This window comes from Burkholderia sp. E168m22, assembly GCF_001319805.1.
GTDB classification, from domain to species: domain Bacteria; phylum Pseudomonadota; class Gammaproteobacteria; order Burkholderiales; family Burkholderiaceae; genus Burkholderia; species Burkholderia orbicola.
The window spans coordinates 1-12,173 of record NZ_BBSK01000034.1 but is presented as its reverse complement, the minus strand read 5'-3'; the positions used below and the strand labels follow the sequence as shown (position 1 = coordinate 12,173).

The window sequence follows — 12,173 nt, the reverse complement described above, 5'->3', positions numbered from 1 at the left end:
TTCGCCGATCACCTGTTGAAGCACGTGCCGCTCGCCGCGCGGATCAAGAAGGTGCTGAACGAGCGTCCGGGTCATCGCGCGCCGCGCGTGCGCTTCGAGCAGGAGCTCGAGGATTTCCTGTCGGACGGGGCGGCCGAGGAAACGCTCGACGCGGTGATCGACTGGGGACGGTACGGCGAGATCTTCTCGTACAACGACCAGACTGAAATCTTCAGCCTCGAGGACGTCGAGTCCTGATGCGGGTGGGGCGCGCGGTATAACCGCGCATCGCGGAACGCCACGGGCGCCACGCATGACGCGCGGCGCCTCGCACCGTTACTGCAAATTCCCCCACCGGTCGACGGCCGGTTCCGCGGACGCCCACTTCCAGTGCGTGCCTTGCTGGCACGCATTCGCGAAGTACCAGTCGGCCTTGTCGCCGTCCTTCACCGAGAACGCGAATTCCTTGCACAGCGCGAGCGCCGACGCGTACGCACGCGTGACGCGCACTTCGCCTTCGCCGTTTTCCAGCGGCAGCGTGTTCTTCACCTTCCACGGCTTCACTTCGCCGACGGCGAGGCTGCCGGCCGTCTTCGCGATCGCGTCCTGCTGATTCTGATGGAGCTGCTTCATCGTGCGGTTGACGGCTTCGTCGGTCGCGGCCTGGACGGCAATCCCGACGCCGACACCGACCGCCGGGTTCGCGGTGACGAGGCCCGTCGCCGCGCCGGCCAGCGCGCCGCTCGCCGCGCCGACCGAGCCGCAGCCCGACAGCGCGGCCGTCGCCGCGCACAGCGCGCCGATCGCCGCGATACGGATCGCCACGCTCATTGCAGCGCGCCCCAGCGTTCGGTCGCCGGTTCGGCCGATGCCCATTTCCACACGGCCCCGTCGCGGCAGAGGGTGGCGACGTAGAACGCCGATTGCGCGGCCTTGTCGGCCTTCGCCGGCGTGTCGACCGCGAACACGATTTCCTTGCAGTCGAGCGGACCGACGCTGATCATCCGGCTGACCGTCACGCGGCCCTGCTCGTCGTCCTCGATCGGGAACGAATGGTGCGTCGACCACGGCGCGACACCGCCGACGTCGAGCGGGCCGGCCGCCTTCGCAATCTGCTCCTGCGTGTAGCGGTGCGCGACGCGTTGCGAATACTGGACGCCAGCCCGCGCGCCGGCGACGGCGCCGAGGCCGATGCCCGTCGCGACGGCGGCGTTGTTGGTGACCTTGGAGGCGATCGCGGCGCCCGCGATACCGGCGCCGGCTGTCGCGCCTTCGCTGTACAGCGAATTGCAGCCGGACAGCAGTGCGGCCGTGGCGATCACGGCCAGCACGATGCGCGCCGGCGTGGCCCGGCGCGGCGATTCGAAACGAATGTTCATCCCTGAGTGCAAGTCCTGTCTGGGTGAGCGGCGACGCATGCACGCCCTGATGCCGCGTCATTGTTTCGCAATTGTCATAGGAAAACTGCAAAGCTTTGACAAATCGCCGCGGGGCAGGCCGCGTGCGCGCGGGCGGCGTCATTGTCGGATAGATGATTGGCGAGGGGTCGAAACGTTACAAATTGAAGGTAATTGTTACCTTCGGATGCGATCGGGCGACCTAGACTGTTTAGCTATGGAATGTTTCTACGACGGCCTCGAGCCGCGCCGCATATGAGACACCCAGCCATGCGCCGTTCGAAACGGTTGTCACACCGGCCGCCTGACGCGGCGGCCGGCCATCCGGAAGACCGCTCGCGTCCGCGGACCGACGCGCCATCGGCGCCGCCCGCGGGCGCGCCGGACGAGACGCCGTCGGACGGCGATCACAACCAGGGCGGTGCTCGCCCGGAAGGGCTCGACTATCAACGCGACCTCGGTCAGGAACAGGACGCTTGATACGGTCGTCGCCGCATTCCATCGCCGTATTTCATTGCAATTCTCGGAACTGAATCGCCGCGCGGCCGCCCTCGGGCCGCCGCGCCCGCTTTGGCGTGCGTCGCGCGCCAGCCAATCGAATCGAGGAGGGGAAGTCGCATGAGCAGATTGATCGTGGTATCGAATCGTGTCGCCGCCGGCGAGGACACGCGCCCGAGCGCGGGCGGCCTGGCCGTCGGCGTGATGGACGCGCTGAAGGAAACGGGCGGCGTCTGGTTCGGCTGGAACGGCGAGATCGTCGGGGCGCCGGATGCCGAGCCCGCGATCCAGCGGGACGGCAACGTGACGTATGCGACGGTCGGGTTGACCCGGCGCGACTACGACCAGTACTACCGCGGCTTCTCGAACGCGACGCTGTGGCCGGTGTTCCACTACCGCGGCGATCTCGCGCGCTTCGATCGGCAGGAGTACGCCGGTTATCTGCGCGTGAACGCGATGCTCGCGAAGCAGCTCGCCGCGCTGCTGCGTCCGGACGACCTGATCTGGGTGCACGACTACCACCTGCTGCCGTTCGCGCACTACCTGCGCGAACTCGGCGTGAAGAACCCGATCGGCTTCTTCCTGCACATCCCGTTTCCGTCGCCCGACATGCTGCGCCTCGTGCCGCCGCACGAAGAACTCGTGAAGTTCATGTGCGCGTACGACGTCGCGGGCTTCCAGACCGAGGCCGACAAACAGGCGTTCACCGACTACATCGAGCGGCGCGGCATCGGCGCGGCGAGCGAGGACGGGATGCTGCACGCGCATGGCCGCGTCGTGAAGGTCGCGGCCTATCCGATCGGCGTGCATCCCGACGCGATCGCGCAGGCGGCCGTCCAGTACGGCACGCGCAAGCCGGTGAAGATGCTGCGCGAGGCGCTGGGCGACCGCAAGCTGGTGATGAGCGTCGACCGCCTCGATTACTCGAAGGGGCTCGTCGAGCGCTTCCAGTCGTTCGAGCGGATGCTCGCGAACGCGCCGGGCTGGCAGGGGCGCGTGTCGCTGCTGCAAATCGCGCCGCCGACGCGTTCCGACGTGCAGACCTATCAGCAGATCCGCGAAACGCTCGAAGGCGAGGCCGGCCGCATCAACGGCCGTTTCTCGCAGCTCGACTGGACGCCGATCCAGTACCTGAACCGCAAGTACGAGCGCAACCTGCTGATGGCGTTCTTCCGGATATCGCAGGTCGGCTACGTGACGCCGCTGCGCGACGGGATGAACCTCGTCGCGAAGGAATACGTCGCATCGCAGGACCCGGCCGATCCGGGCGTGCTGGTGCTGTCGGAGTTCGCGGGCGCGGCGGCCGAGCTGACTGGCGCGCTGCTCGTCAATCCGTACGACCTGTCGCAGATGGCCGAGGCGCTCGAACGCGCGCTGTCGATGCCGCTCGCGGAGCGGCAGGCGCGTCACGAGCAGAATCTCGCGCGGCTGCGCGAGAACGACCTGTCGGTGTGGCGCGATACGTTCGTCGCCGACCTGCGCAGCGTCGCGGCGGCGGCGTCGGTCACGCGGCGTGCGGGCCGGCGCGTCGCGCATGCGTGAGTCCGCGCCGGGCGCCGGTAGCGACGACGAAGCGGCCGACGATACCGCCGGCCGTTTCTTCGTCGTGACGGGCGGCCCGGGTTCGGGCAAGAGCACGTTGCTCGATGCGCTCGAACGTGCCGGGTACGCACGTTCGCAGGAGGCCGGACGCGGCGTGATCCGCGACCAGATGGCCATCGACGGTCCGGCGCTGCCGTGGCGCGACCCGGCTGCGTTCGCCGAACTGATGCTGGGCTGGGAGATGCGGTCCTACCATCTCGCGCGGCAAGCCCGCGGGCCGGTGTTCTTCGACCGCGGCGTGCCGGACGTGATCGGCTATCTGCAGTTGACCGGGTTGGCGGTACCCGCGCACGCGGAAGCCGCGGCGCGGCGTTTCCGCTATCACCGCCGCGTGTTCATCGCGCCGCCGTGGCCCGACATCTATGCGCAGGACGCCGAGCGCCGGCAGGATTTCGCGGAAGCGGTGCGGACCCATGACGCGATGGTCGATTGCTATACGTCGTACGGCTATCGGCTGATCGAGTTGCCGCGCGTGAGCGTGAAGGCGCGCGTGCGCTTCGTGATGGACACGCTCGACGCGGCCTGATGCCCGCCGCGGGTGTGGCGCACGGCGGCGGGTGTCAGGCCGCCGTGTCCGGCCGCGGCGACGCGATGCGCAGCAGGCTGACGACCGCGGCCACCGCCGCGAACACCGTGGCGACATAGAGCGCGATCGTCGGCCCGCGGTCGGGCGCGAGCCCGAAAATCAGCGCGACGAGCGCCGCGCCGAGCGTCTGGCCCGTCAGGCGCGCGGTGCTCAACATGCCGCCGGCGCCGCCGCTGCGCTCGCGCGGCGCCGACGACAGCATCGCGCGGTTGTTCGGCGACTGGAACAGCCCGAAGCCCGCGCCGCACAGCGCCATCCGCCACACGATGTCGACCGTGCCCGGGTGTGCACCGATCGTCGCGAGCGACAGCAGCCCGGCGGCGAACAGTGCAAGCCCGATCCCGCCGAGAATGCCGGCCGAATAGCGGTCCGACAGCACGCCCGCGAGCGGCGCGGCGAACACGATCACGAGCGGCCATGGCGTCATGTAGAGGCCCGTCTCGACCTGCGAGAAACCGAGCGAATTCTGCAGCCAGAACGGCAGCGCGACGAACGCGAGCATCTGCGACGTGAACGACGCCGTCGACGTGTAGACCGACAGCGCGAACATCGGGATGCGCATCAGGTCGACGGGCAGGAGCGGCGCCGGCTGCGACAACTGACGCTTCACGAAGAAGTAGCCGACCACGAACGCGACGGCCAGTTCGGCCGCGACGTACGCATGACCTTCGCCGTGACCGAGCCCGTCGACGGCCGTGATCAGCAGGCCGAACACGCATGCGTTCATCAGCGCGCTCGGGAAGTCGTACGGCGCGTCGTGCAGCGGGTTGGCCGGCAGCGCCCGCACGCTGCCGAGCACGGCCGCGATGCCGATCGGCACGTTGACCGCGAACAGCCACGGCCACGACGCGAACGACAGGATCGCGGATGCGACCGTCGGCCCGATCGCCGACGACAGCGCGACTACCATCGCGTTGATCGACAGCCCGCGCCCGAGCAACGACGACGGGTAGATCATCCGCACGAGCGCCGCGTTGACGCTCATGATGCCGGCCGCGCCGAACCCCTGGATCACGCGCATCACGGCCAGCATCGGCAGTGAGCCGGCCAGCGCGCAGCCGAGCGACGCCGCGGTGAACAGCGCGAGCCCGGCGATGTAGATGCGGCGATAGCCGATGCGTTCGCCGAGCGACGCGAGCGGCAGCAGCGTGATCGTGACTGCGAGCTGGTACGCGTTGACGATCCAGATCGACGCGGCGTCGGACGCGTGCAGGTCGCGTGCGATGGTCGGCAAGGCGACGTTGGCGATGGCGCCGTCGAGCACGGCGAGCGTGATGCCCAGGGCGACGCAGACGATCGCCCAGTAGCGTTGCGGAAGCGGCAGGCCGGTATCGGCGTTCATGACGGGAGCGAGAGCAGGGTTGTCCGCGCGCCCGGTTGCAGGTTGCGTGCGCAACCATGTGCAAGGGTGGCGGCGATGAACGGCCCGGCCGGCGCGGCTGCACCGGCGCGGGGCCGGTCGAGTGTATCACCGGGCCGCATCGCGCGACGCCAAGCCGCGCGCTGGCCGGCTGGCGTGTGCATTCAGCCTTCGAAGTCGAGACCGCCGAGCCGCACGAGCGGCTCGGCCTGCGTACGCGACGCGAGATCGATGTCGCGCGCGCTTTGCCATGCGCCGAGCTTTCTCGGCAGCGCGGCGAGATAGTGCTCGAAGCGCTCCCGGCCGTCCGGTTCCATCAGCCGCTCGATCTCGTCGGTGTCCCACGTCAGCTCGAGATTCAGCGGATGCACGAAGCCGCTCACGTGCTCGTGCGGCGCGCTGCGGATCTGGACGCGCGTCGGGTGTCCGTGCCCGCCATAGGGGACGACGTCGGTCTGCACGTGTTCCGCGAAGAACGCGGCGATCGCCTGCGCGATGCGCGGTGCGAATTCGGTATCGAAACGGCGGGCGGTTTCGGGCTGCATGAAGGCGTCTCCTGTGTGCCGAAAATCGTAGCACGGCGACGACGCGTTTCGGCGCGAGCGATACCGGTAATCGCGCGTTACCACTTGCTGCATCTATTACGGCCGCGCACCGCCACAATGCATCCCATCCAGTACCACTTCGCGTGGGAGTCCATCATGAAAAAGATTGCCGCAGTGTGTGTCCTTGCCGGTTCGCTCGCGGTCGCAGGCCCGGCGTCCGCGCATGGCCGCGACGGGGGCGCCGTGATCGGCGCATTGATCGGCGGCGCGGTGCTGGGCGCGATCGTGACGTCGGCGATGAATCCGCCCGTCGCGTATCAGGCACCCGTGTACCAGGCGTCGGCCTATCAGCCGCCGACGTACTACCAGGCGCCTGCGTACCAGCAGCCGGCCTACCCGACCTATCAGCAGGCGCAGTACCAGGATGACGGCCCGAACTATTGCTACGACCGCTACCAGCGTGCGTATGTGTGCGGAGCGCCGGTGCAGGGCGGGTACGCGCGGCCGGCCGGCTGGTAATTCAAGCACGCGTGGCGCGAGCGGATTCCGGGCTGCTCGGCCAGCAGCGGTCGACGTTTGCTTCGCCGGGCCGAACGACGAAAGGCCCTCGCTCGATGCGAGGGCCTTCGTCTTTTGTGTGGCCGTTCGTTCGCCTGCGGGGCGTGCCGCAGGCCATCAGCTAGCCGTGCGCGGATACAAACGGTTGCAATTGCGCGTCAGTGGCGATGGCCGCCGCCGTCGCCGCGACCGTGTCCGCCGCCGCCGCCTTCGTTCCAGTCGCCGCGGCGTCCGCCGCCGCGCCACCAGCCGTTGCCGCGGTTGCCGCGATCGCCGTCCCAGTGATGGTAGTCGCGCCGGCCGCGATCCCAGTCGCGTCCGCCGCCACCGCCCCAGATGTTCACCGTGCCGTACACGGGAGACGGGGCGTACGCATAGCCGGGATCGGAATAGTAGGGCTGGCCGTAGCCGTATCCGGCGTCCGGGGCGACGACGCAGCCGGCCAGCAGGGTGGCGACGCCGGCGGCAGCAATGAGCTTCAGCATGATGTTCTCCGTTGGTTGCGCTATAAGTACCGCGCCCGGGGATTGCCGGCTGTTTGCAATTGTGTCGCCAAATTACAGCTTCGTAAGGTCTTGCGACGAAAGTGTTAGCATCCGGGGCTCATTTGTTTTTCAGGAGCACATCGATGACATTCGCGATCCGGGCCGCGCTGGCCGCCCTCTGCGTGACGACCGCCGCCGCATGCGTGGCCGCGCCGGCCTCCGCGCCCGCCGTGCCGGCCGAGTCGATCAAGATGTTCCCGCAGGCCGCGACCGGCCAGCAGCGCGTCGTGATCGCGCTGCCCGCGCTCGAGAACGAGGGCGATGCGCGCGTCGAGCTGATGATTGGCAAGACGCTGCAGACCGACTGCAACCAGCAGTGGTTCGGCGGCGAGCTGACCGCCGAGGACGTGAAGGGCTGGGGCTATACGTATTACCGGCTCACCGACGTAAAGGGGCCGGCATCGACGCTGATGGCGTGCCCGGGCCAGGCGCCGCAGCAACGGTTCGTGCAGGTGCGCGGCGACGGTCAACTGCTGCGCTACAACAGCCGCCTGCCGCTCGTCGTCTATGTACCGGACGGCTTCGACGTGCGTTATCGCGTGTGGCACGCGTCGAAGGACGTGCAGCAGGCTGCGAAGCAGTAACCTTTCCTTTCGGCGGCGTCCTGCCGCTACACACTGGCCGCGCTGCTCGTACCGACGAGCGCCGGCCAAGCGGCCAGCGCGGCCTGCGCAATGGCCTCCAGATCGCGGCGGCTCGCGCCGTCGCGCGCCTGGATCGACATGCCCTGCTGAACCGTCACGTAGTAGCGGGCGATCGCATCGAGATTCGCGTGCGCGGATATTTCGCCGGTCGCGACGCCTTGCGCGAGGCGTTCCCGCAACGCGTCGACCGTGCCCTCGCGCATCCCGATCAGCGTTTGCCGGACCATGTCCGAACGTTCGGCCGGATGCAGCGCCGACAGCACGATCAGGCAGCCGGCCGGCTTCGAGCGCCGCGTGAACACGCGTGCGGTATCCATCAGGTAGCTCTGCACGGCGTCGTACGCGCTCGCCGCCCGTTCGACACCCCCCCAGATTTCCTGTCCCTCGGTTGCGCGGTAATGCTCGAGCGCTTGCCGGAACAACGCTTCCTTGCTGCCGAAGGCCGCATACAGGCTCGGCGACGCGATGCCCATCGCGGCCGTCAGGTCCGTCATCGACGCCCCTTCGTAGCCGAGACGCCAGAACACCTCCATCGCGCGATCCAGCGCCGCTTCCTTGTCGAAGCTTCTCGGTCGGCCTCGTTCAGCCATTGCGTCCGTCCCTTCGTCGATATCTGTATCGATCGATAAAATAAATCAATTGACTGTGCGGCGCAACTTGCCACATTCTGTGTTGGTCGTTACATAAATGAGGAAAGGAACCGACATGAATCGACTTCAGGGCAAGCGTGCACTCATCACGGGCGGCAGCCGCGGCATCGGCGCGGCGATCGCGAAACGGCTGGCGGCCGATGGCGCGGACGTCGCGATCACGTATGAAAAATCGGCTGAGCGGGCACAGGCCGTGGTTGCCGGCATCGAGGCGCTGGGCCGCAGGGCCGTTGCGATCCAGGCCGACAGCGCCGATCCGGTCGCCGTGCGCAACGCGGTCGATCGTGCCGCGGAAGTGCTCGGCGGTCTCGACATCCTCGTCAACAACGCGGGGATTTTCCGGGCCGGTGCGGTGGACGACCTCACGCTCGACGATATCGACGCGACGCTGAACGTGAACGTGCGTGCGGTGATCGTCGCGTCGCAGGCAGCGGCGCGGCACCTCGGGGAGGGCGGGCGCATCGTGTCGACCGGCAGTTGCCTCGCGACGCGCGTGCCCGATGCGGGGATGAGCCTCTATGCGGCGAGCAAGGCTGCGTTGATCGGCTGGACGCAAGGGCTCGCGCGCGACCTCGGCGCGCGCGGCATCACGGTCAACATCGTGCATCCGGGGTCGACCGATACCGACATGAACCCTGCCGATGGCGAGCATGCCGATGCGCAACGTTCGCGGATGGCGATTCAGCAGTACGGCAAGGCCGACGACGTGGCCGCGCTCGTGGCGTTCGTCGTCGGGCCGGAAGGGCGATCGATCAACGGGACCGGGTTGACGATCGACGGCGGGGCGAATGCGTAAACGCCGATGCCCGGCGCGGGTTTGCCGGGTGGAGGTTCGTTCTTTGTTCGTCGTTGTTCGTTATTGGCAGCCGAGGCGCTGGTGCTCGGCTTCCAGGTCGGCCCGTTTGTCGTAGGCGCGTAGTTCGTTGCGCGGCTTGCCGTCCGGGCTCATCCCGCGCACGACCTTCTGGCTGCGGTCGGGCGAGTGAGTGACCGCGTCGATGCCGGCGGCCAGTTCCCGGCAGCGGGCGTCGGAGGAGGTGCTTTCCGGGCGGGGTGCGGCCGACGCAGTGACGTTGGCGATGCCCGGGCTGACGTAGCGCTGTTTCGCAGCGGTCGTGCCGGCGTCGGCGGCATTTGCCGTGGCGGTCATCGTTGAAAGCGCGGCGAGTGCCGCGATCGTTCGAATCATTCGAGAAGTCCGTGTGCTGAACCGAAGAAGGTTCGGAATTCTACGCAATGTTCGCTGCATGTCTGCGGCGAATGGACGAGGTGTGGTCGCGTGTCGCACGTCGTGGTGAACGGTTGATTGCCCCATCTTCGTGTGCTGCGCTGCATGCGCCAGCAACATCTCCCAGACAGCAAAAAGCCCGCTTGCTTTCGCAAAGCGGGCTTCGGCATTTGGTTGCGGGGGTAGGATTTGAACCTACGACCTTCGGGTTATGAGCCCGACGAGCTGCCAGACTGCTCCACCCCGCGGCGCGAAGTGTACTTCGGGTTGATGCGGGGAGTCAATCGATTCCTGCGACGACGGGTTGATCCCATATCGGGCCTGTTCCTTGAAACGACTGCCGCGCAGTGAAGCCGATGCGTACCGCCGCAAATTTTTCACACTCGCCACAATATTCGCGCGCCTGAAACGTCTTCAGACGCATGGAACCGCCACCCACTTCGCAACCGATGACCGACTCAGACCGCGACATCACTGCGACAGTGATGCGTGAACGAACGAGGCTAGGGAATTTCATTCGGCGCCGGATTCGCGACCCGGACGATGCCGAGGACGTTCTGCAGGATGTGCTTCACGAATTCGTACAGGCTTATCGACTGCCTGCGCCGATCGAACAGGCGAGCGCGTGGCTGTTCCGTACCGCGCGCAATCGCATCATCGATCGTTTTCGCAAGAAGAAGGAGCAGCCGCTGACCGATCTGCTCGGTGTCGAGGACGAAGCGGACAGCGAGTATCGCCTGGATCTTGCGCTACCGTCGCACGATGCCGGCCCTGAAGCGCTCTACGCTCGCACGCTGTTACTCAAGGCGTTGCAGGGTGCGCTCGACGAATTGCCGGCGAATCAGCGCGAGGTTTTCATCGCGCACGAACTGGAAGGGCTGTCGTTCAAGGAGATGGCCGCGCAAAGCGGCGTCACCCTCAATACGCTGCTCGCGCGCAAACGCTATGCGGTCCTGCATCTGCGTGCTCGACTGCAACCCATTTATGACGAACTGGATAACTAGAGGAGTCGACGGATGAATTTTCGAATCAGATGTGCGGGCAAAGCGCTGCTCGTGGTGGTCGCCATCGGCGTGCTCGGATGGGTCGTCATGATGCTGTGGAACTGGGTGATTCCGGGGTTATTCGTCGGTGCCCGGACGATCGACTTCGCCCATGCGCTGGGCCTGCTCGTGTTGAGCCGCATCCTGTTCGGCGGATTCCGCGGACACCGCGGCTGGCACGGCCGACGTCACTGGCGCAAGTGGGAAGCCATGACGCCTGAAGAACGCGAGCAGTTTCGGGCCGCATGGCGATCGCGCGGCAAGCGGGCCACGGAGGAGTGAACATGCGTGAGAAATCAGTGGCCGACTGCAAGCAGAAGGCGGGCGTGATTGCGCCCGTCGTCGATCTGAAACGTTGTGAAGGGAAGGGGGATTGCGTCACTGTTTGCCCGGAGAACGTGTTCGAGGTCCGGCGCATCGATCAGGGCGATTATCTCGAGCTCGGTTTGATGCATCGCTTGAAGCTGCGCGTGCATGGAATGAAAGTCGCGTACACGCCGAATGCGCAAGCCTGCCGGTCATGCGGGCTTTGCGTGACGGCGTGCCCTGAACGCGCGATTACGCTTGCTCGACTGGCATAGCGTCACCCGTGTTTGCTGATGATGGAGTGATAGCGCCGCAGGCCTGATGGCGGATAGCGGTCGCTGGAAACGCCGTCTACGTGATCAATCTCGTCAAGGAATGCACTTGGTTTCTACCACCCACGCTCTTTTGCAACGGCTTCATGAAGAGAGCCAGCGCGAAATCATCGCCCGCGCACGCGCGCAGTTTCAGGGGCCGAACGAGGCGTTTCCGACGCTCGTCGACGAATACGAAGCACTCGCTCCGAGGTTGCGAGGGCGGTTTCTCGAAACGTTCGGCTTGTTCACCGAAGATTTCGAGTCATCGGCAGGCAGTGCTTTATCGTTGGCCGTATCGGCGGAAACGGGAAGGTTCTTGCGCAACATGGTGCTCGCGCAACGGCCGACCAGAATCCTCGAACTCGGCAGTTCGTGCGGCGTGTCGACTTTGTATTTCGCCGACGCGTTGCGCACGCTGGGCCGTGGCGTGGTCATCGCGACCGAATGCGATGCGCTCAAGTGCGCGCGTTTGCGGGCTCATGTCGAAGCTGCGGGTCTGGATGCCTATGTCGACTTGAGGGAAGGCGATGTGTTCGAGACGGTTGCCGCGCTGGATGGGACCGTCGACATGGTGTTTATCGATGTCTGGGCCGACGCCTATCTGAAGCTGTTCAAGCAGATCGAGCGCTTGCTGCGGCCGGGATCGGTCGTGCTGGCTGACAACATGTACACGGCCGAGGACGCCGTTCGACCTTACAAGCGCTACCTCAACGAGGATCCGCGGTTTTCGACCACGACGCTGGATTTTGAGTCGGGGGTTGAGTTTACGGTTGTCGTGGCTTGAGGGGAGTTTCTTGTGAATCCGGAGGCATGGAGACTTGGCTGGTCCCGACAGAATTCATGCGTCAATGGCAGCGGGGAATTGCGGACGGGTTTTGGAAATTTATATCCCCCAAAACACCCCCAAAAAAATCGTAG

The 12,173-nt window shown here is 66.4% G+C and carries 19 protein-coding genes and 1 tRNA gene; 11 read left to right on the top strand and 9 right to left on the bottom strand.

The genetic code is table 11. The features are described 5' to 3' along the window. Positions 1–237, top strand: a 237-nt coding sequence (locus tag AP428_RS09565) for an AAA-associated domain-containing protein (RefSeq protein ID WP_082409335.1), incomplete at its 5' end; no start/stop codon positions are given. Between the two features lie 78 nt (positions 238–315). On the opposite strand, the gene AP428_RS09560 is transcribed toward AP428_RS09565, so the two are convergent. Next, positions 316–810 (bottom strand): hypothetical protein, encoded by a 495-nt coding sequence (locus tag AP428_RS09560; RefSeq protein WP_011545923.1) that lies wholly within the window; start codon positions 808–810, stop codon positions 316–318. Further along, on the bottom strand, positions 807–1,358 hold the full coding sequence (locus AP428_RS09555; RefSeq protein ID WP_023476777.1) for a hypothetical protein: 552 nt from the start codon (positions 1,356–1,358) through the stop codon (positions 807–809). The genes AP428_RS09560 and AP428_RS09555 overlap by 4 nt, the downstream gene beginning before the upstream one ends. A gap of 288 nt (positions 1,359–1,646) precedes the next feature. Here AP428_RS09555 and AP428_RS09550 point away from each other — a divergent pair, with 288 nt between their 5' ends. The 3 genes from AP428_RS09550 to AP428_RS09540 all read left to right on the top strand — a co-directional run bounded on the left by AP428_RS09550 (position 1,647) and on the right by AP428_RS09540 (position 4,002). After that, positions 1,647–1,856 carry a hypothetical protein gene (locus AP428_RS09550; RefSeq protein ID WP_041489234.1) on the top strand — a complete coding sequence of 70 codons (210 nt, stop codon included), beginning with the start codon at positions 1,647–1,649 and terminating at the stop codon, positions 1,854–1,856. Positions 1,857–1,994: 138 nt separating this feature from the next. Continuing rightward, positions 1,995–3,416, top strand: coding sequence for an alpha,alpha-trehalose-phosphate synthase (UDP-forming) (gene otsA, locus AP428_RS09545; protein ID WP_011545921.1), 1,422 nt, complete (start codon positions 1,995–1,997; stop codon positions 3,414–3,416). Beyond that, complete coding sequence (locus AP428_RS09540) at positions 3,409–4,002, top strand: AAA family ATPase (protein WP_011545920.1); 594 nt, start codon at positions 3,409–3,411, stop codon at positions 4,000–4,002. Before otsA ends, AP428_RS09540 begins: the two co-directional genes overlap by 8 nt. Positions 4,003–4,036: 34 nt before the next feature. Here AP428_RS09540 and AP428_RS09535 read toward each other — a convergent pair whose 3' ends face one another. Both AP428_RS09535 and AP428_RS09530 read right to left on the bottom strand, forming a co-directional pair. Next, positions 4,037–5,404, bottom strand: coding sequence for an MFS transporter (locus tag AP428_RS09535; protein ID WP_011545919.1), 1,368 nt, complete (start codon positions 5,402–5,404; stop codon positions 4,037–4,039). Between the two features lie 182 nt (positions 5,405–5,586). Beyond that, positions 5,587–5,967 (bottom strand): DUF5594 family protein, encoded by a 381-nt coding sequence (locus AP428_RS09530; protein WP_011545918.1) that lies wholly within the window; start codon positions 5,965–5,967, stop codon positions 5,587–5,589. Between the two features lie 156 nt (positions 5,968–6,123). Here AP428_RS09530 and AP428_RS09525 point away from each other — a divergent pair, with 156 nt between their 5' ends. Further along, positions 6,124–6,486, top strand: a complete 363-nt coding sequence (locus tag AP428_RS09525) for a hypothetical protein (protein ID WP_011694351.1) — start codon at positions 6,124–6,126, stop codon at positions 6,484–6,486. A 197-nt stretch (positions 6,487–6,683) separates the two neighbouring features. Here AP428_RS09525 and AP428_RS09520 read toward each other — a convergent pair whose 3' ends face one another. Continuing rightward, complete coding sequence (locus tag AP428_RS09520) at positions 6,684–7,010, bottom strand: hypothetical protein (protein WP_006478153.1); 327 nt, start codon at positions 7,008–7,010, stop codon at positions 6,684–6,686. Between the two features lie 143 nt (positions 7,011–7,153). Between AP428_RS09520 and eco the strand changes: the two genes are divergently transcribed. Further along, entirely contained in the window at positions 7,154–7,654 is a 501-nt protein-coding gene (eco, locus tag AP428_RS09515) for a serine protease inhibitor ecotin (RefSeq protein ID WP_011545916.1), read from the top strand. Between the two features lie 26 nt (positions 7,655–7,680). Here eco and AP428_RS09510 read toward each other — a convergent pair whose 3' ends face one another. Beyond that, on the bottom strand, positions 7,681–8,304 hold the full coding sequence (locus tag AP428_RS09510; RefSeq protein ID WP_006478155.1) for a TetR/AcrR family transcriptional regulator: 624 nt from the start codon (positions 8,302–8,304) through the stop codon (positions 7,681–7,683). A 115-nt stretch (positions 8,305–8,419) separates the two neighbouring features. Here AP428_RS09510 and AP428_RS09505 point away from each other — a divergent pair, with 115 nt between their 5' ends. Beyond that, complete coding sequence (locus AP428_RS09505; protein WP_011545915.1) at positions 8,420–9,160, top strand: SDR family NAD(P)-dependent oxidoreductase; 741 nt, start codon at positions 8,420–8,422, stop codon at positions 9,158–9,160. Between the two features lie 60 nt (positions 9,161–9,220). On the opposite strand, the gene AP428_RS09500 is transcribed toward AP428_RS09505, so the two are convergent. The 3 genes from AP428_RS09500 to AP428_RS36655 all read right to left on the bottom strand — a co-directional run bounded on the left by AP428_RS09500 (position 9,221) and on the right by AP428_RS36655 (position 10,016). After that, positions 9,221–9,553, bottom strand: coding sequence for a hypothetical protein (locus tag AP428_RS09500; RefSeq protein WP_197285591.1), 333 nt, complete (start codon positions 9,551–9,553; stop codon positions 9,221–9,223). Positions 9,554–9,763: 210 nt separating this feature from the next. After that, positions 9,764–9,840: transfer RNA gene (locus AP428_RS09495), tRNA-Met, on the bottom strand. A 32-nt stretch (positions 9,841–9,872) separates the two neighbouring features. Further along, entirely contained in the window at positions 9,873–10,016 is a 144-nt protein-coding gene (locus AP428_RS36655; protein ID WP_155123325.1) for a hypothetical protein, read from the bottom strand. Here AP428_RS36655 and AP428_RS09490 point away from each other — a divergent pair. From AP428_RS09490 to AP428_RS09475, 4 genes are all read left to right on the top strand, one after another. Beyond that, a complete protein-coding gene (locus AP428_RS09490) occupies positions 10,015–10,596 on the top strand; it encodes an RNA polymerase sigma factor (RefSeq protein WP_011694350.1) in 582 nt (193 codons plus the stop codon). The two genes, AP428_RS36655 and AP428_RS09490, sit on opposite strands and share 2 nt — an antisense overlap. A 12-nt stretch (positions 10,597–10,608) precedes the next feature. After that, positions 10,609–10,917: a hypothetical protein gene (locus tag AP428_RS09485; protein ID WP_011545912.1), complete on the top strand. Its 309-nt coding sequence runs from the start codon at positions 10,609–10,611 to the stop codon at positions 10,915–10,917. A 2-nt stretch (positions 10,918–10,919) separates the two neighbouring features. Beyond that, positions 10,920–11,216, top strand: coding sequence for a 4Fe-4S binding protein (locus tag AP428_RS34930; RefSeq protein WP_011545911.1), 297 nt, complete (start codon positions 10,920–10,922; stop codon positions 11,214–11,216). 100 nt (positions 11,217–11,316) lie between these two features. Continuing rightward, positions 11,317–12,039: an O-methyltransferase gene (locus tag AP428_RS09475; RefSeq protein ID WP_374039655.1), complete on the top strand. Its 723-nt coding sequence runs from the start codon at positions 11,317–11,319 to the stop codon at positions 12,037–12,039. Positions 12,040–12,173: the final 134 nt, after the last annotated feature.